Below are 18,307 nucleotides of genomic sequence, written 5' to 3'. Positions count from 1 at the left end.
CCGGTGGGGACACCGGTACCGAGAAAGTTGACGCATGTTTTCAGGGAAGAACGTTTTCGGTGCCCTGCGCAACCCGGTCCTTCAGGTGACGATCGCCAACTTGGCGTCCGTCGGGCTCGGTACGGTGTCAGGTGTTCTCACTGCTCGCGGGTTGGGCCCTGAGGGACGCGGGGCTTGGGCCGTCGTCATGGCCTTTTTCACCGTCGCTCTAGTCGTCGCCGAAATCGGGCAAAGCGGAGCAGTGACGTTCTTCGTGGCTCGTGATCCGCATCGGCGACGTGAGGTAGTCCGTCGGGCTAGGCGATTCATGCTGGTTGGGGGTCTTCTGGTAGCTGCGGCGGGCATCATCGCGGCGCCTCAGCTTGCAGGCGGCGTCCGCGAGGTCGAGGACGCCTATCGACTCGCCTCGCTCGGCATCATCATCAACAGTCTCTTCGCGGCCAGATTGTTCGCCATGCAAGCCCGGGACATCCGCCGGTGGAACGTGGTGCGCGTTGCGCAGCCCCTCTTCTATGCCGTTGGCGTTGCGATGATGCTTGTGCTCGGCGACGTCTCCGTCCGGGGAGTCGCTATTGCGCTCGTAGCGAGCACATCCTTGCAGTTCATCGTTCTCGGTTTGCTTAGCCTGAAACTATCGACTGAGACTGACGGACTGAGCCCAGCACGTTCAGTCGAAGTTGACGTCAATTTAGCCAGGCAGTCCGCCGGTGACAGTCCTGATCATGTGTCACAGGGTGTGTACGGCATGCGGTACTCCGCGGCGGCCGTGCCCACGGTACTGGCGGCGCAATACGACAAGATCGCGTTGTCTCGACTCGTCAGCTCTCCCGAAGTCGGGTTCTATGCAGTTGGTTCGACGGTTGCGCTGCTCGTCGCCCCTTTCTCCGCCGCCATTGCCAACGTCGTATTCCCGCGTGCCTCGAAACGCGAACTTGGTTGGCGAGAGAGACGCACCGTCGAGACCAAGACCATCGTGCACGTGTGCGCCGTCAGTCTCCTCGTCTCCGCGGCCTTATGTGCGTCGGCCCCCCTCGCAGTCCCCTTCTTCTTCGGCTCAGCTTTCACGGCCTCTGTACCTGTCGTCTGGGCGCTGGCCGCGGTGATGGTGGCGCGTTCGGTCTCGCAGGTCGCGGGGGCTCTCATTCGGGCAAGGGGGCTACCTGGCGCCGCCGCGGTAGCACAGATCACGGGACTCGTCCTTGGTGCGGCCCTCATGCTGCCCGCTGTGTCGTCCGTCGGGCTACTCGGCGCGGCGGTCGCTCTCGGCATAGGCGAGTCGGTAACCCTCGCCATCCTCTTGATCTCTCTCGGCAGAATGCAGCGATCAGATCGTCGCTTGTCAGTGGTGGTCGACGCGTGACCTCTTCACATGAGCTTTCTCGCACTTCGCGACCTGGGTGTCCTTGGATGACACCCGGGAAGGCGCACTTACCCCCGACGACCCAAGGCTTTACTCGGCACGAACAGGAGACGAATAGTTCATGACCTCAGATCCAGCCTCCCCCCAGCAGGCAGCAACCGTGGTCGTCTTCGCCACCCGCTACCCCCCGGCGTTCCGCGGGGGAGGTCCCATCCGGACCCTGGAGGCCCTGGTTCTGACCTCACCGCCCGGCTATGACGTCAGGGTCGTGACGAGGGACACCGATCAGGGTGACCATGCGCAATTAGCGGTCGACGTGGACACTTGGAGCCAGCGAGACGGGATCAGCGTGCGCTACGCCTCAGTCGAAAAGCTAAGGAGTCTGATGTCTGCGATGGCGTCGGCCCGTGCTCATCGTCCCGAGTTGGTCTACGTGAATTCCTTTTTCGACTTCCACTTGTCGATCGTCCCGCAACTCTTGCGCAAGATCGGTTATCTCCGGTCTAAACGCCTTCTCGTCGCGCCGCGGGGTGAATTCGGCATTGCCGCAATTGCTTCGAAATCGCGTAAAAAGCAACTTTTTTTGACCCTCTACCGGCGCCTCGGGCTGCACCGCGGTGTCTTGTGGCACGCGTCCTCGCCGGCGGAGAAGGCAGACATCGAGCGCGTGTGGGGTTCGGCAGCGCAGGTTCTCGTCCGCGAGAACGACACGCTGCTTCCGGTGGTAAGCGACCGTGCAGGTCTACACGATAACGACGAGCTCTCACCCGGCCCGCTGTCGCTGATAAGCGTCGGCCGGATCGTCGAGCACAAGGGGCTTCACCTCGTGATGGATGCGTTGTCAGAGGCGCCGGGCGCAGTGGATCTTGACGTGTTCGGGCCAGCGGAGGACAGCGCCTACCTTGAACGGTGCCTGAGGATGGTCGGGAAACTACCCAAGCAAGTCTCCGTACGATTCCACGACTCGCTACCTCACGAAGACGTTCGCAGCACGATGTCTGGCTTTGATGCACTGGTCATGCCAACGGCCGGCGAAAATTTCGGCCACGTGATCGCGGAGGCCCTGTCCGTGGGCTGCCCAATCATCTGTTCCGACACCACGCCGTGGTCTAGGACCCTCGCCGAAGGCGGTGGCGTCGTTGTCCCAGAGCGGACCACCGAATCCTGGCGGCGGGCCTTGGACGAATACGTCATGGCTGACCCTGAAGAGCGTAGACGTAGGCGCGGTCTGGCCGCCGACGCATACGACCGGTGGAAAGCGCAACAGGCTAAGCCCCATGTCTTCGACTTGGTGCTGGCAGCGCCGCTTATCCGAAGCTAGCGTCGCACGAGTAGTCATGTCGGCGGGGTTTGGCTTTGACTGAGAGGTCGACGTCCACTACCTGCGGATGCCCGTGCGCTCGTTAAAGCTGAGTGCTAGCGACAGGATCGCCGAAACCGTTCGATGCGATGTGTTGGCTATCTCGTAGTCGACAGGCACGGGGGCGACAGACGGGGTGTCAAGGACGTAGCTCACCGCGCGAGACATACCCGCGGAAGACGTCCCGGTCAGCACGATGCTGCCGGTGTCCTCGGCCTCGGGGCGCTCGATGGCATCGCGAAGGGTGACGGCCGGGAAGCCGAGGAGCGACGACTCCTCGGCGATCGTGCCGCTGTCCGACAGGACGAGCCGAGCCGATTTCTGCAGGGCCAGGTAGTCGTGGAAGCCGAAAGGCTTGTGAAACCGCAGTCGATCGAACGAGCGGTCGAGCGCCTCCAGCCGGTTGCGCGTCCGCGGATGCGTGGACACCAGCACCGGCAGGTCGTACTGCTGTCCGACGTCGTTCAGACCGCGCAGGATCGACTCGAGACGGCCGGCGTGGTCGACGTTCTCCTCGCGGTGCAGGCTGACCAAGAAGTAGCCGCCCGACTCCAGCTCCTCGTCCGTGAGGACGGTGCTCGCGGCGACACCGTCCGCGTTCTGGGCCAGCACCTCCTTCATCGGCGAACCGGTGAGGCGGATGCGCGACGGGTGCAGCCCCTCGGCCAGCAGGTTACGGCGGGCGTGCTCGGTGTAGACGAGGTTGTAGTCGGCCACGTGGTCTACCAGCCGTCGGTTGGTCTCTTCGGGCACGTTCTCGTCGAATGAACGGTTGCCGGCCTCCATGTGGAAGACCGGGATCTTCAAGCGCTTGGCGATGACCGCAGAGATGCTGCTGTTCGTGTCACCGAGCACCAGGAAGGCGTCGGGTCGCTCGTCGACGAGCACCTTCTCGATCGACACGAGGATGCTGCCCAGCACGGCTCCGAGCGAGGACGTGTCGGCTTCGAGGAAGTGATCGGGCCGACGCAGCCCGAGGTCTTCGAAGAACACCTCGTTGAGCTCGTAGTCGTAGTTCTGGCCGGTGTGCACCAGCACGTGGTCGACGTGTTCGTCCAGGCGCTTGATCACGGCCGAGAGGCGGATGATCTCGGGGCGCGTCCCGACGACGGTCACGACCTTGAGACGAGGGGCGGGGGTGGTCATACGGTCTCCGGGATGGTGTCGGGGGCTGCGGGGTCGAAGATCTCGTTCGACCAGAACATCGTGTAGAGCACGTCGTCGCCGGTGTTGGTGATCGAGTGTGCCCAGAAGGTCGGCATGTCGACGGAACACGGTCGATCACCGTCGACCGAGACCGTCACGACGTCGTCCGAGAACAGGCGGCGAAGGCGGATGTCGGCCGAGCCGGCGAGCACCGTGAAGCGCTCCATCTTGCGCCGATGGTAGTGCTGACCTCGTGTGACACCCGGCACCGTCGTCGAGAAGGACGTCTGGCCCGAGCCGCCGTGCGACCTGATCACCTCGGTGAAGCTGCCCCGATCGTCGGCGTTCTGCCGCAGGTCGAGGTGCGTCGACACCTCGAAGGCGAACGACCGGTAGGTGTTGAACAGGTCCCGCTCGAAGTCGCTCCTCAAGGCGGGTACGTCGCCCCGCCCATAGGCCTCGGCAAAGGTCGAGAGGGTCGAGAGGAGCGACGAGACGGACGACACCGTGACGTGCGGCTCGAGGACGCTGCTCGGGCTGCCCTCCACCAGAGCCTCTACCGCGTGCTGAACGTGCAGCAGGCTCAGCGTGTTGTCGATCTCGACCGACGGCGTCTCACCCCGACTCAGCAGGTGGCAGAACGTCGCCGTGACCGAGTTGTAGAAGGGGCGCCCGTGCTCACCGAACAGGTTGGGCAGCCGCAGGTCGACGAAGCGTGCTCCGACGGCTTCGGAAGCAACCCGTACGACCTCCGACGCCTCGTGCTTGGCCTGCCCGTACACCGAGCCGTTGCCGACCTGGGTCGAGCTCGCGAACACGACGAGGCGGGGTGGGGCCTCGGCGGCTCGGAGGGCCACTGCGGCCTGCTCGGCGAAGAGCAGGTTCCCGTCCCGGACTTCGTGGTCGCTACCCCGGTTCACTCCGGCGATCAGCAGCAGCCGGTCCGATCCCGACACGGCCACGTCGGCCGCGCTGGCGTCGAAGGCCGAGCCGACCGCGAACGGGTGCACGTCGTGCCCGCCGATCGAGTGGAGATACGCCCGGGTGTGCCAGCCCACGAAGCCTCCGGCCCCGGTCATCGCGATCTTCATGCGGACCGTTCCGGCGCCCCGATGCCGGCCAAGGCGAGCTCCGAACGCACCTCGGGTAGCGACAAGAGCATCTGCTCGACCTCGGCCACGGTCATCCGGTCGACGGTGTGGGAGTCGTAATCGGTGAACTCGACCTGCTGCGGGTCGCCCTCCTCGAAGAAGGCGCTGTAGTTGAGATCACGTTTGTCGGCGGAGATGCGGAAGTAATCGCCCATGTCCTCGGCCCGGGAGAGCTCTTCGCGGTTCGCCAGTGCCTCGGACACCTTCTCGGCGTGGCGGGTGCCGATCACGGTGACCCGTCGGTCGCTGCGGAACACGTTGATCACCGCCTGGGCGAGGTCGCCCATCGTGCAGGCCGCGGCCTTCCTGATGAACAGGTCGCCCTGACGGGCGTTGCGGAATGCGTGCTCGACGAGGTCGACCGACGACGGCAGCGACATCATGAACCTGGTCATGGCGGGGTCGGTCACGGTGAGGTCCTTGCCGGCCTTCAGTTGCGAGATGAAGAGAGGGATGACCGAACCCCGTGAGTACATGACGTTGCCGTAGCGCACGCACGACACGGTGGTGACGGCGTTCGGATTGTTCAGCCCGTGGGACTGCGCCACCTTCTCCATCATCGCCTTGCTCATGCCCATGGCGTTGACCGGGTAGACGGCCTTGTCGGTGCTGAGACAGACGAGGGATGACACGCCCGCCTCCTCGCTCGCGCGAACGACGTTCTCACTGCCGAGGACGTTCGTCTTGACGGCCTCGATCGGGAAGAACTCGCACGAGGGTACCTGCTTGAGGGCCGCCGCGTGGAAGACGTAGTCGACGTCTCGCGCCGCCCGCTCGACGCTGAGGTAGTCGCGCACGTCGCCGACGTAGAAGCGGGCGCGTCCGTCACCCAGGTCGTGCCGCATCTGGTCCTGCTTGGCCTCGTCACGGCTGAGGATGCGGACCTGCGCGACACCCGAGGCCAGCAGCTTCTGCGCGACCGTCCGCCCGAACGAGCCGGTGCCGCCCGTGATGAGGACGGTGCGACCCTCGTAGTCGTTCGTGTCGGTGGTGCTCATGCGTGCCTCTCTGCGGTGGCGTCGGACGAAGGGGAGGAATCGACGGTCGCGGCGGCGTCCAGCGCCTCGCGGAAGAGGGCGACGATCCCGTCCACACGGTCGGGGTCGACGTCCTGGTGGACGGGGAAGTTGATGATCTGACGCGAGATCGCCCGGACCTCGTCGAAGCCCGCCGGGAGTTGGGGGATCAGCGTGTGGTACAGGCTGACCATGCCGACGCCGTGCTCGTTCATGTAGCGGTAGACGTGGTTCCGGTCGGCGCCGGTGATGCGCACCGGCAGGGTCTGCGGGACGTCGTCGCCCATGTCCGGCCACATCAACGCGAAGCGGTCGTCGACCCGGGCGAGCTCGGCCAGGGCGGCACCGGTGCGCTCGAAGAGGTCGCGGCGATGGGCTGAGATGGCCTCGGTGTCGTAGCTGAGCAAGCGGCCCGGCAGGGCATGGTCGGTGGAGGTCTGGTCGCGCACCAGCCCGGGTGAGCGGTAGGTGACCATGCCACCGTCCGCCAACGGCAACATCTTGTGCAGTGAGTAGAGCTGCGCCTCACCGTAAGTGCCCGAGGCCCCTCTCCCGAGGGCGGAGAACCAACCGTGCGCCAGATCCTCGACGAGGAACACATCGTGTTCCGTGGCGAGGCGGCGGATCTCTTGCCACGCGGGGTCGGTACGGCCGAAGTAGTGGATGACCACGAGCACGCCGACGTCGCCCGCGGCCAAGGTCTGCTCGAGCGAGGCGAGGTCGACGGTGAGATCGCTGTTCAGGTCGTAGAAGCGGCGCCCGACACCGGACTCCTCGACGGGGTCGAAGACGCCGCTGCCTTCGTTCGGCGACCAGCCGATGAAGGCCGGGAGGGCCACGGCACGGCCCGGTTGCAGGACGTTCCTCAGCAGGTCGAGCATCCCCTCGCGGGCCGACGAGTAGAAGAACGCCGGCCGCTCGTAGGTGCTGCGCTCGAGGGCCTTCTTGGTGATGTCACGCTGCACGGCCGTGCCTCCTGGTTCCTGTGGCGTCCTGCCGGGTGTCGAGGGTGCGTCGTTCACTCGTGACGACGACGCCGTGGGGAGATGCCGGGCGACTGTCGTCGGCGACGATGACGAACGCCTCCGTCGTGGTGGGGAACGACGCCCGGAGAGCGGCGAGGACGTCGTCGTCGTCGAAATCGGAGGGAGCGAAGCACTTCAGCACGGTCTCGCCGATCCGCCCGAAGGTCGACGGAGCCCGCATCCGACCCGCGACGGGCAGGTCGCCCGTCCGGAACTGCGAGAAGCCGTAGGCCTCCTGGGTCGCGTGCTGGCTGGCGAATGCCTCGACGGGTGCGGGGACGCTCGCTGCGGCGGGCAGAGGACGGGTGACCCAGGTGCTCAACGGCCCGTGGCCGAAACCCAGCCGGTCGTAGAGAGCATTCGCGGGCCCGTTCGAGGTGAAGACGTCGAGGGCCAGGCTGCGGGGAGCACGCTCGGCCCTGAAGACGTCGAGCAAGGCCGTCGCGACGCCGCGCCCGCGGGCCTCCTCGACGACGCAGAGGTAGCTGAGGAACGCGTCGCCCTCGGGGGAGGTGCGGAGGTCTGCGTAGCCGACCACCGCCTCCTCGGAGACGGCGACGAGCAACTCGCGCCCGGGGTGGAGGTGCGGATGCGTGACGACCAACGCCAGGAATCGAGCCGCCCCCGCCTGCGCGACCGTGAGGTAGGGGTGCAGCGACTCATCGAACGACCGTGCGGTCAGGTCGGCGAGCAGGGGAACGTCGGCGAGCACGGCAGGCCGGACCTCGACACTCACGAGCGAGCCTCACGATCGCGGCGTTCGTCGTCCAGGTTCTGCATGATCGATTCAGCGTCGACGACCACGCCGGAACGCCGCGTCACCCGGGCGAGCGTGGCGACGAGGAGGCGCAGGTCGCGTCGCAGGGACAGCCCGCGGACGTAGTCCACGTCGAGGGCGAGGCGGTCGTCCCATGGGGTCGTGTTACGGCCGCTGACCTGCGCCAGGCCGGTGACTCCGGGACGGACGTCGAGGCGATGTCTCTCTGCGGCGGTGAACCAGCGCGTGTAACGCATCAGCAGCGGGCGCGGCCCGACGAACGACATGTCACCACGCAATACGTTGACGAGGCTGGGCAGCTCGTCGAGGCTCGTCGAGCGCAGGAAGCTGCCGAACCGGGTGAGGCGCTCGCCGTCGGGCAACAGGTCGCCGTCTGGGCCCCGTGCGTCGTTCATCGTCCGGAACTTGACCATCTCGAAGGGTTCACCGTGACGCCCGGGGCGCTCCTGGCGGAACAGCACGGGTGTACCCAGCGCCCGGGAGGCTGCGACGGCCAGACCGGCGATGGGAAGCGCGAGTACGGCCAGGGCCGCGGCGCTGCCGGCTGCGTCGGCCCCACGCTTCACGGCGAGGCGCCAAGGGCGCAAGGGACGGGCACGCTCGAAGGTGCGCTCGAACGCCGCAGCGCCCGAGCGGAGCGACAACGTCTCGTCGTAGAAGAGGCGGCCCCGGGTGCCGAACTCCGCCCTCGCCTCCGGGGACATCGTGCGAAGCCGACGCACGCGGTCGGCCAAGGCTCCTGCGTCGCCGGGCGGGAACGTCAGGCCCGCGCCCGCCTTCTCGACGAGCTCGGAGGCGTCACCAGCGACGCCCATCAGCACCGGACGCCCTGTCAAGAGATAGGCCTGGGTCTTTGACGGGATGGTCACCTGGAAGAGCGGCTCGTCGACGAGGTGCACGAGGAGGGCATCGGAGGCGTCGAGGATCGGTCCGATCTCGGTGACCGGTCGACGCGGGAGGAAGGTGACGCCCTCGAGGCCGCGATCGACGGCGGACTGCTTCAGCCGCGCCTCCTCCAGGCCCGTGCCGACGATGACGAAGGCGACGCCGGGGTCGTCGCGGAGGATCTCGGCGGCGTCGAGCACGACATCCAGCCCCTGCGCGCTGCCGAGGTTGCCGGCGAACGTGACGTTGAAGGCATGGGGCAGTTCCGCCGGTCGGGCCGAGACGGCCACACCGGTCGAGTCCCGGTCGGTCCCGAGGTCGCTCTCGTACGCCCAGTTGTAGATCACGTCGGTCTTGCCCTCGGGGGTGCCACGCCTGCCGAGCAGGGTGCGCATGCCGGGGGAGAGGACGACGACGCGTGTCGCCGCGGCGTACAGGCGGCGCATGCCCCAGGCGACTGCTCGGAGCACGCGATGGTCGGACACCATGCCGGTCGCCTCGAGGGAGTCGGGCCAGAGGTCCTGCACGTCGTAGACGAAGGGGACGTCCTTCACGAGGGCGAGCACGAGAGCAGGCAGTGCCGCCGTGGCCGGTGGGTGGTAGACGTAGGCCACGTCGGGCCGGGGTAGGAACAACGCACCCACGGCGGCGCTGAGCGCGAACGACGCGTAGTTCAGCACGCGGTTGCGGGCCGACGAGTCGTGGCTCGGGAAGAGCGGCACCCGCAGGATGCGCACGCCGCGCACGACCTCACGCTGGTGGACGCGCATCGTCCAGCCGGGGTAGAGCGTGCCGGTCGGGTAGTTCGGGAATCCCGTCAGCACCTGGACGTCATGACCACGCCGAACGAGTTCCTCCGCGAAGAGCTGGCCCTTGAAGGTCGGTTCGGGGTCGTACCACTGGGAGATGATGAGGATCTTCACGGCCGTGGCCTCCGGTAGGCGGGGAAATACGGCTCCTCGGGGTCGACGTCGCCGGACAGCGCGGCGTACGTCCCGGCGTCGACGATGCTCTCGCCCGTGGAGAACGGGCGAGCACCCGCGGGAGCGAACGACAGCTTGTAGCGTTCGATGCCGTCACCGGGGGAGGCGCCGCCCCCGAGCACGAAGGCGGTTCTGTCGGTCTCAGCGCCCCACGTCATGACGCCGTGCTTCAACAGGTCGTTCGGACGGAGGGCGAATGCGGAGTCGTCCGTGCCCCCGAGGTATGAGTACAACGTGCGTCGGCCCGCCAGCACGAGTTCGGTCGAGACCATGACGCCGTCGACGTCGGCATGGAAGAACGCGAACGAACCGCGCATCTCGTCGCGGATGCGTTCGAAGAAGCGTCGTCCGAAGAGGTAGCGCTCGTGCGCACCGCGACGCTCCATCGTGGCCTCGTAGACGGCGAGGAACTCCTCGAGGCGTCCTCCCTCGGTGTCGACGCTGATCGTGACTCCCGATCGACGGGCCTTGTTGACGCTCTTCCGCACCTTGTGCTCGACGTCCATCCAGAGGGCCTCGGGCTCGAGGTCGAGCGAGCGGACGATCACGGTCGACCGATGGTGCAACTGCCCGGGGTAGGCGATGTCGTGCGGGTCCGGGGACGTGCTGAACCGGAGGAACTCGGACACGACGCCCTGACCGGTGCACCAGGCTGCGAATCCGGCCCAGAGTTCGCGCCAGCGGTCCAGCGTGACGTCACCACTCGAGAACGGGCCGCCGTAGCCATAGGCCGACGTCACGTCGTGATGCCTGGTGCCGTCGATGGTACGGAGGACGAAGGGCAGCAGGATGGAACCGCCGTCCCAGGTGAGCACGGCGGAGTGTGCCGCATCGCCCTCGCCGGTGAAGAGATCGACGTGCGTGGGGTGGGCGAACGGGTCCGCGTCGTCACTCGCGGCCCAGACTCTCATCCAAGCCGCGAGTTGGTCGGGTTCGCGCCGGTCGAGGACTTCGAAGGACGCGGACTCAGGCACGCCCGCTGGCCTCTCCTGTGACGATCGAGAGCGCAGCGAGGACTCGATCGATCTCGGCCTCGGTGAGCGCCGAACCGCTCGGAAGGGTGAGCCCCCTCCGGAACAAGTTCTCGGACGCGCCCGTGGTCCGCTGTCGGGCACCCTCGAAGACGGGTTGGAGGTGCATGGGCTTCCACAGTGGCCGTGATTCGATCTGATCTTCGGCGAGGACCCGCGATATCTCGGTCGTGCTGTAACCGGTCGTGGTCTCGTCGACGAGGATCGATGTCAACCAGCAGTTGTCACCCTCGTCACCGGTGGCGCCGAACAGCTCGATGCCGTCGACGTCGGCGAAGAACGCGCGGTAGCGGTCGCGAACGTCACGTCGGCGAGCGATCATGTCGTCCAGCCGGGAGAGCTGGGCTCGGCCCAGTGCCGCGAGCAGGTTGCTGAGACGGTAGTTGTACCCGATCTCGGTGTGCTCGTAGTGGGTGACGGGCTGCCGAGCCTGGGTCGACAGGTAGCGCACTCGTGTCGCGAGGTCCCCGTCGTCGGTGAGCAACATTCCCCCGCCGGAGGTCGTCATGATCTTGTTGCCGTTGAACGACACCACCGATGCGTCACCGAACGACCCCGCCGCACGTCCGACGTGGGTCGCACCGAGGGATTCTGCCGCGTCGGACAGGACACGTGATCCGTGCTCGTCCGCGAGCTCGAGGATGCTCGTGTAGTCCACGGCTTTACCCAGGAGGTCGACGGGCACGACGACGGGGACACGAGCGCCCTCGGCCTGCAGTTCGGCGAGGACCTCACCGAGGAGGCCGGGGTCCATGTTGCCGGTCTCCGGGTCGCAGTCGACGAAGTAGGGCGTCGCACCCGTGTAGGCGATGGCGTTCGCCGTCGCCGCGAAGGTCATCGTGGACGTCGGCACCACGTCGCCCGGCCCGACACCCCAGGCGACCAGGGCGACGTGCAGCGCTGCGGTACCCGAGCTGAGTGCGACACCATGGTCGACTCCCACGCGCGCGGCGACGTCGCGCTCGAAGCCGTCGACGTCGGGACCGAGCGGGGCGATCCACCCGCCACGCATGGCGTTGAGGACGGCCTGCTCCTCCAGCTCGCCCACGTCGGGCGAGCTCATGTAGATCCGTTCGGTCACTCGGGGACTTCCTGTTTCGGGTCGAGGGCGAGCTCCGCGGTCCACGGGCCCGAATCGGCGTGCACGCCGTCGAGTTGCGACGGGTGCAGCGCAGGCACGGTGGTGTGCGAGATCTTCGGATGCACGGGCCGGTTGTCGCTCTCGCCGTCTCCGACGAGCTCCTCGTGCATCTTCTCGCCCTCGCGCAGGCCCGTGTAGACGATGCCGATGTCCCGGCCCGACATGGCGATCATGCGTTCGGCGATGTCGAGGATGCGCACGGGCTCGCCCATGTCGAGGATGAGCACCTCGCTGGGCGAACCGATGCCGCCCGCCTGCACCACGAGGTGGCACGCCTCGGGGATCGTCATGAAGAACCGGGTCACGTCGGGGTGCGTGATGGTCAGCGGGCCGCCGGCCTCGATCAGCGACGTGAACACGGGCAGCATCGACCCACGGCTGCCGAGCACGTTGCCGAACCGCACCGACAGGTAGCGGGCGCCGGTCTCGTCCGCGGCCCACGCGGTCAACCGCTCGGCGAGCCTCTTGGAGTGCCCCAGCACGCTCGTCGGGTTCGCGGCCTTGTCGGTCGAGATGTTGACGAACGTCGTCACCCCGACGGCCTTGCTCGCGTCCAGCACGTTCTGAGTGCCCAGCACGTTCGTCTTCCACGCCTCGTCCGGGTACTGCTCGAGCATCGGCAGGTGCTTCAGCGCCGCCGCATGGAAGACCACCTCGGGACGACGCTCCGCGAAGATTGCTCGCAGCGCCTCCGGGTCCCTGATGTCGGCCAGCACGACCTCTTTCGTGTCGAGCAGGCCGTTGCCCGAGATCGACAGCTGCGACTGCTGCAGGCCGGTCTCGTCACGGTCGAGCATGATCAACTCGGACGGGCCGAACTTGGCGATCTGACGGCACAGCTCGCTGCCGATCGAGCCGCCGGCGCCGGTGACGAGCACGCGCTTGCCCGCCAAGTAGCCCGCGATCGATTCGACCTGCGTGTCGACGGGGTGCCGGCCGATGATGTCCTCGATCGCGATGTCGCGAACGTCTCCGAGTCGTGACTTGCCCTCGAGGATCTCGTCGAGCAGCGGCAGCACCATGACCCGCAGGCCTGCTTCCGCCGCTCGGTCGGTGACGTCCTGCAACAGCGGGGCATCGGCCTTGGCGATGCCGACGATGATGGCCTTCGCCCCACTGCGTTCGGCCGCGGCGACGAGGTCGTGACGCGTGCCCAGGACGCGGACCCCCTCGATGCGCAACCCCGCCCGCGAAGGGTCGTCGTCGATCAGGCCCACGGGGAGGTACGGCGAGTCGGGGTCCGTCAGCATGCGGCGGATGAGGTGGTTCGCGAGACGACCCGCGCCAAAGATGAGCGTCGGCTGGGCTCCCTCGCCCGGCCGACGGCGACCTTCGACGTAGAGCCTCGCAACGTACCGCAGCGCTCCCATGAAGACGAAGGCGACCGGCAGGGCGATCAACATCGTGCTGCGTGCCAGCATGATCTCGGTGCCGACCACCAGCACCGGGACGCCCACGGCGATCCCGGTCACGACCACGACCCGCATGATGGTGCGCACCTCGGCGAAGCTGCCCGGCACGAACCGGCGTCGGTAGAGACCGGTCGCGTAACCCAGGGCTGCGCCGAGCACGACAGTCACGGCGGCCACGCCGACGACCGCGCTCCACGCGACCGCCTCGTACGAGAAGTCGTAGCGCAGCGACACGGCGAAGACGATCGCGACGATCCAGACCAGGGCGTCGAGCACGACCTGCAGGCCGGTGCGCCGGGCCGGTGAGGCCATGAGCCGGTCGATCACCAGGTCACCCCGCCGTCGGACGACACGAGCACGTCGTCTCCGGCCCACAACCAGACCGAGCCGCCGCCACCGGAGAGGGCGACCGAACCCGGCGTCTCGGATGACACGGGAGCGCAGCCCACGCGGGTCGCGACGGTGCCCGGCGTGGCGGACGGCGCTGCGAGAGCTGTCCCCTCGCAGTCGGCCGCCCCGAGCGCGGCGACGAGGTACTCACCGTCGTCTGCCGTGATCGCGACGGCTCCAACGACAGGGGTGCCCGCGTCCCAGGTGCCGGCGCCGTCGAGCGTGCGGAAGAACCGGCGGTCGCTGCACAGCACGCCGGCTTCGGTGTCGCTGACGACCGCGAGGTCGACGACCGCCGTGCACGGAGCAGGGCGGTCACCCGCGGGGGAGTGCACGGTGCCCGGAGTGGACCGCGCGACGAACCACGAGGCGGCCAGTCGCTCGGGGTAGTCCCGGAACTCGGCCCCGCCCGAGAAGGTCTGCGCGAACGCCGTGGCGCAGGTCATGCCGGCCGGGCCGACGACGAAGGCCGAGGCCGCGTCCGTGGCCTGCACCCGGTCGATCGCTGCCGGTTCGCCGCTCGTGGACACCGACAGCGGCGACCAGGTGGCCCCGGCCGACGTCGTCAGTTCGAGCGTGGGGGTTGGGCCTGCCGTGCCGGGTGTGCACGTGCCGGACTCGGCACGCCATGCGGTGACGGCATCGACCGCCGACAGCAGTCGCGTCGGGGTGACGGCCTCGGCCACGGGCGTCGGCATCTCGGTCGGTTCCGGCGCGGCCGTGGTCTCGACGGGCAGGGGCGTCGACGTGACGGCGGGTTCGGCGTCGGCAGCCAGGCCGGACGGTTCGCGGGTCAGCGCGAGCGCGACCAACCCGAGGTCGACGAGCACGAAGGCCCCGATGCCCACGACGGCCAACCGGCGACGGGCCGAGGCCCGGAATCCGCGCTTGCGGCGGGCGTCGGGCATCAGCGGCCACCCCCGTCGAGGGCGGCGGCCCGGGTCAGCAGGTCGACGAGCACGTCGACCGCCGGCACCAGCTGGCGCCCGGACTCGGCGAACGTCTCGTCCGAGCGACGGTACGGGTCGACGACGTCGTCGTCCGTCGGGTCGTCCGGGGCCTCGACCGAGCCCCGGCGCGAGGCCAGCAGGGCGACGGTGGCCCGCAACCGGTCGGCGACGGTCGACGCATCCGGGGGCAGGGCGTCCGCCAGCTGTCCGTCGGTCACGTCCCGGGCCAGGCGAGCGGCCTCGCGCAACGTGAACGTGTAGCGGCTGGCCCGCGGGTGCATCGAGACGACGGCGCGACGGTGCTCGCGGGCGAGGGCGACGACGAGGTCGGCGTCACGCACGTCGCGCTCGAACAGGAACCGCGCGCGGTGCCCGTCGGGGTCGAGGTCGAGCGACCGCGCGAGGGCCCTGGCCTGGTCGGGCATCACGTCGTCGTCGACCGCCATGGTGCCCGCGCTCGACACCGACACGTCCTCGAGCGACGTGAGGCCGCGCCGCAGGTAGAGCTCGGTCAGCGGCGACCGGCAGATGTTGCCCGTGCAGACGGTCAGCAGCGAGAAGCTGGTCGACGTGGGGCGGGGCATCGCGAAGGACATCGCCGGCCTACTTCCCGGAACGCGAGCTCGTCTTCGGCGCCACGGGCAGGTCGCCGACGCCCGCCTCGGGGGCGTCCTGCTCCATGCCGTAGTAGGCGCTGTAGTTGCCGTAGCCGTAGGCGTCCGGGCCCTTGGTCGGCAGCATCGTCAGCACGATGCCGTGCACCTTGCTGCCGATGTGCTCGAGGTTGCGCAACGCCGACTGCAGCTCGTTCCGCGTCGTGCGACCCGCGGCCGACACCACGATCGCCCCGCCGGTCAGCTTGCTGAGGATGGCCGCGTCGGTGACCGGCAGCAACGGGGGCGCGTCGATCAGCACGTAGTCGAACGACGTCGTCAGCGACTCGATCAGCGCCGTCATCGCCTTCGACCCCAGCAGCTCGCTCGGGTTCGGGGGGACGCGGCCGGCCGGCAGCACGTACATGGTGCCGCGGCCCCACGGCTGCAGGACGTCCTGCAGGTCGGCGCGACCGATCAGCACGTCGGTCAGGCCGACGACGCCCTCGAGGCCGAGCGTGTCGGCGAGCCGGGGCAGGCGCAGGTCGCCGTCGACGACGGCCACCGTGGCTCCCGTCTCGGCGAGGGCCACCGCGAGGTTGGCCGTCGTCGTGGTCTTGCCCTCGCCGGGCAGCGACGACGTGACGACGAAGCAGCGGCTCTGCGACTCGACGTTGACGAACTGCAGGTTGGTGCGCAGGGTGCGGAACGACTCCGAGCGCGGGTTGCGCGGGTCGACGTGGACGATCAGCGGGTGCTTCTTCGCGCCGGGGTCGAAGCTGATGCCGCCGACGATGGGCGCGTCGGTGACGAGCTCGACGTCGTGCGACCCGTGGATGCGCGTGTCGAGGGTGCTCCGCAGCACGGCTGCGCCGACGCCGAGTGCCAGGCCGATCAGCAGGCCGAGGCCGAGGTTCAGCGCGGTGCGCGGGGTGGCGGGTGCCGAGGCGACCGACCCGGGGACGATCGTGGCGATCTTGACCAGGCTCGCGCCTCCACCGGTCGGCGTCTCGAGGTCGTTGACGACCACGTCCGTCAAGGAGGCGCCCACCGCGTTGGCGACGTCGGCCGCCCGCTGCGCGTCGGTGTCGGTCACGGTGATGTTGATCAGCACGGTGTTGAGCGGCGACTCGGCCGTGATCTCGGTCGCGAGTTCGGCGGCCGTCGTGTCGAGGCCGAGCTGGTCGATGACCGGGTCGAGCACGGCGTCGCTCGTCACGACGTCGACGTACGACCGCACCTTCTGCTGCGCCGCACTGCTGCCCTGCACCGCGTCACCCGTGGTCGACGAGTCCTGCGCCTGCACCGAGACGAAGAGCCGGGTCGACGACACGTAGGTCGGCGTGGCCAGGATCGAGGCGAGCGCCCCGGCGGCGACGCCGGCGAGCGTGAGGGCGGCGATGAAGATCCACCCCTTGCGGAGAATGCGGATGTAGTCACGGAGTTCCACGTGGCTGAGGTCCTGTCCTGATCGGCTCGAGCACCGTGGCAGGAGCTCGGGCGGTCACCGTGCGGACCCTGCCTCTCGGCACCCTGATGGTTCCTCACGGCTCTGCGCCGGGACCATACTCACACACCGGATGCCCAGGCGGGGTACACATCTCGTGCCCCACGGCGAAGTGACCCCCGAAGGGGGGTGGATGCAGCCGTTCAGCGACAAGTGTCGCCTCTCCTCGACCCTGAGTGCTGCCTGAGATTCGATGCGTCGGCATCGAGGCCCGCAATAGCCTGCGAGAGATCGGGCACGTCCCGTGCTCGCACGTGATCAAGGAGGATCACCATGGCAACGAATCACGCGGTCGCCTACAAGGGCCCCGGCCAGGTCGAGGTCATCGACACCGAGTACCCGACCTTCGAGTTGAAGGACGGCCCGGGCGTCAACCCGGCGAACGTCGGCCGCAAGGTCAACCACGGCGCCATCCTGCGCACGGTCGCCACGAACATCTGCGGGTCGGACCAGCACATGGTCCGTGGTCGCACCACCGCCCCGACCGACCTCGTGCTCGGCCACGAGATCACCGGCGAGGTCGTCGAGGTCGGCCCCGACGTCGAGTTCATCAAGGTCGGCGACATCGTCTCGGTGCCGTTCAACATCGCCTGTGGCCGCTGCCGCAACTGCAAGGAGCGCAAGACCGGCATTTGCCTCAACGTCAACCCCGACCGCCCCGGCAGCGCCTACGGCTACGTCGACATGGGCGGCTGGGTCGGCGGCCAGGCCGAGTACGTGCTCGTGCCCTACGCCGACTGGAACCTGCTGAAGTTCCCCGACCGCGACCAGGCGATGGAGAAGATCCTCGACCTGGCGATGCTCTCCGACATCTTCCCGACGGGCTTCCACGGCGCCGTCACCGCCGGCGTCGAGGTCGGCTCGACCGTCTACGTCGCCGGGGCCGGGCCGGTCGGCCTCGCCGCCGCCACGGGTGCCCTGCTGCTCGGCGCGAGCGTCGTCATCGTCGGCGACATGAACGCCGACCGCCTCGCCCAGGCCCGCAGCTTCGGCTGCGAGACCGTCGACCTGACCAAGGGCGGCCCCGCCGAGCAGATCGACCAGATCCTCGGCGAACCGCTCGTCGACTGCGGCATCGACGCCGTCGGCTTCGAGGCGAAGGGCCACGGCGGCGGATCGGGCGAGGAGGCCCCCGCCACCGTCCTGAACTCGCTGATGGACGTCACCGCGGCCGGTGGTGCCCTCGGCATCCCGGGGCTCTACGTCACGGGTGACCCGGGCGGAGTCGACGAGGCCGCCCAGAAGGGCTCGCTGTCGCTCAGCCTCGGCACCGGCTGGGCCAAGTCGCTGTCGTTCACCACCGGTCAGTGCCCGGTGATGAAGTACAACCGGCAGCTCATGATGGCCATCCTCCACGACCGCACGAGCATCGCGAAGAACGTCCACGCCCAGGCGATCGGCCTCGAGGACGCCCCGCGCGGCTACGCCGAGTTCGACAAGGGCGCCGCCACGAAGTACGTCCTCAACCCGAACGGCCTCATCAAGGCGGCCTGACGGTCGTCGCCACCCGCGCCTCCTCGGCTCCCGGTCTCCTCGACCGAAGGGCCCTGGAGGCGCGGGTCGGCCCGCCCGGGCCGCC

At 68.3% G+C, this 18,307-nt stretch carries 15 protein-coding genes; 3 read left to right on the top strand and 12 right to left on the bottom strand.

All coding sequences use genetic code 11. The features are described 5' to 3' along the window. The first annotated feature begins 34 nt into the window (after window positions 1–34). Window positions 35–1,360, top strand: coding sequence for an oligosaccharide flippase family protein (locus tag ABID81_RS00755; RefSeq protein WP_354592949.1), 1,326 nt, complete (start codon window positions 35–37; stop codon window positions 1,358–1,360). Window positions 1,361–1,481: 121 nt separating this feature from the next. Beyond that, window positions 1,482–2,681 (top strand): glycosyltransferase family 4 protein, encoded by a 1,200-nt coding sequence (locus ABID81_RS00750; RefSeq protein ID WP_354592948.1) that lies wholly within the window; start codon window positions 1,482–1,484, stop codon window positions 2,679–2,681. A 57-nt stretch (window positions 2,682–2,738) separates the two neighbouring features. Here the strand turns inward: ABID81_RS00750 and wecB are convergent, their stop codons facing one another. Genes wecB through ABID81_RS00690 form a run of 12 tightly spaced genes read right to left on the bottom strand, consistent with a single transcriptional unit; the run spans window position 2,739 to window position 16,671 of the window. Then, window positions 2,739–3,866: a non-hydrolyzing UDP-N-acetylglucosamine 2-epimerase gene (wecB, locus tag ABID81_RS00745; protein ID WP_354592947.1), complete on the bottom strand. Its 1,128-nt coding sequence runs from the start codon at window positions 3,864–3,866 to the stop codon at window positions 2,739–2,741. After that, a complete protein-coding gene (locus tag ABID81_RS00740; RefSeq protein WP_354592946.1) occupies window positions 3,863–4,957 on the bottom strand; it encodes a polysaccharide biosynthesis C-terminal domain-containing protein in 1,095 nt (364 codons plus the stop codon). The genes wecB and ABID81_RS00740 overlap by 4 nt, the downstream gene beginning before the upstream one ends. Next, window positions 4,954–6,015: an SDR family NAD(P)-dependent oxidoreductase gene (locus ABID81_RS00735; protein ID WP_354592945.1), complete on the bottom strand. Its 1,062-nt coding sequence runs from the start codon at window positions 6,013–6,015 to the stop codon at window positions 4,954–4,956. The genes ABID81_RS00740 and ABID81_RS00735 overlap by 4 nt, the downstream gene beginning before the upstream one ends. Beyond that, window positions 6,012–6,998, bottom strand: a complete 987-nt coding sequence (locus tag ABID81_RS00730) for a DegT/DnrJ/EryC1/StrS family aminotransferase (protein ID WP_354592944.1) — start codon at window positions 6,996–6,998, stop codon at window positions 6,012–6,014. Before ABID81_RS00730 ends, ABID81_RS00735 begins: the two co-directional genes overlap by 4 nt. Then, on the bottom strand, window positions 6,988–7,794 hold the full coding sequence (locus tag ABID81_RS00725) for a GNAT family N-acetyltransferase (RefSeq protein WP_354592943.1): 807 nt from the start codon (window positions 7,792–7,794) through the stop codon (window positions 6,988–6,990). The genes ABID81_RS00730 and ABID81_RS00725 overlap by 11 nt, the downstream gene beginning before the upstream one ends. Then, window positions 7,791–9,644 carry a sugar transferase gene (locus ABID81_RS00720; RefSeq protein WP_354592942.1) on the bottom strand — a complete coding sequence of 618 codons (1,854 nt, stop codon included), beginning with the start codon at window positions 9,642–9,644 and terminating at the stop codon, window positions 7,791–7,793. The genes ABID81_RS00725 and ABID81_RS00720 overlap by 4 nt, the downstream gene beginning before the upstream one ends. After that, entirely contained in the window at window positions 9,641–10,678 is a 1,038-nt protein-coding gene (locus ABID81_RS00715; RefSeq protein WP_354592941.1) for a GNAT family N-acetyltransferase, read from the bottom strand. Before ABID81_RS00715 ends, ABID81_RS00720 begins: the two co-directional genes overlap by 4 nt. Beyond that, on the bottom strand, window positions 10,671–11,816 hold the full coding sequence (locus ABID81_RS00710; protein WP_354592940.1) for a DegT/DnrJ/EryC1/StrS family aminotransferase: 1,146 nt from the start codon (window positions 11,814–11,816) through the stop codon (window positions 10,671–10,673). The genes ABID81_RS00715 and ABID81_RS00710 overlap by 8 nt, the downstream gene beginning before the upstream one ends. Continuing rightward, window positions 11,813–13,600 carry a polysaccharide biosynthesis protein gene (locus tag ABID81_RS00705; RefSeq protein ID WP_354592939.1) on the bottom strand — a complete coding sequence of 596 codons (1,788 nt, stop codon included), beginning with the start codon at window positions 13,598–13,600 and terminating at the stop codon, window positions 11,813–11,815. Before ABID81_RS00705 ends, ABID81_RS00710 begins: the two co-directional genes overlap by 4 nt. An 11-nt stretch (window positions 13,601–13,611) precedes the next feature. Then, window positions 13,612–14,586 (bottom strand): hypothetical protein, encoded by a 975-nt coding sequence (locus ABID81_RS00700; RefSeq protein ID WP_354592938.1) that lies wholly within the window; start codon window positions 14,584–14,586, stop codon window positions 13,612–13,614. Further along, on the bottom strand, window positions 14,586–15,224 hold the full coding sequence (locus tag ABID81_RS00695; protein WP_354592937.1) for an arsenate reductase/protein-tyrosine-phosphatase family protein: 639 nt from the start codon (window positions 15,222–15,224) through the stop codon (window positions 14,586–14,588). Before ABID81_RS00695 ends, ABID81_RS00700 begins: the two co-directional genes overlap by 1 nt. A gap of 7 nt (window positions 15,225–15,231) precedes the next feature. Beyond that, on the bottom strand, window positions 15,232–16,671 hold the full coding sequence (locus ABID81_RS00690) for a tyrosine-protein kinase domain-containing protein (RefSeq protein ID WP_354592936.1): 1,440 nt from the start codon (window positions 16,669–16,671) through the stop codon (window positions 15,232–15,234). A 330-nt stretch (window positions 16,672–17,001) separates the two neighbouring features. Between ABID81_RS00690 and fdhA the strand changes: the two genes are divergently transcribed. Further along, window positions 17,002–18,222 (top strand): formaldehyde dehydrogenase, glutathione-independent, encoded by a 1,221-nt coding sequence (gene fdhA / locus ABID81_RS00685; protein WP_354592935.1) that lies wholly within the window; start codon window positions 17,002–17,004, stop codon window positions 18,220–18,222. Window positions 18,223–18,307: the final 85 nt, after the last annotated feature.

Source organism: Frigoribacterium sp. PvP054 (assembly GCF_040547465.1).
Classification (GTDB): domain Bacteria; phylum Actinomycetota; class Actinomycetes; order Actinomycetales; family Microbacteriaceae; genus Frigoribacterium.
Note: the sequence above shows the minus strand (reverse complement) of the source record. Positions and strands in the feature narration are given on the sequence as shown.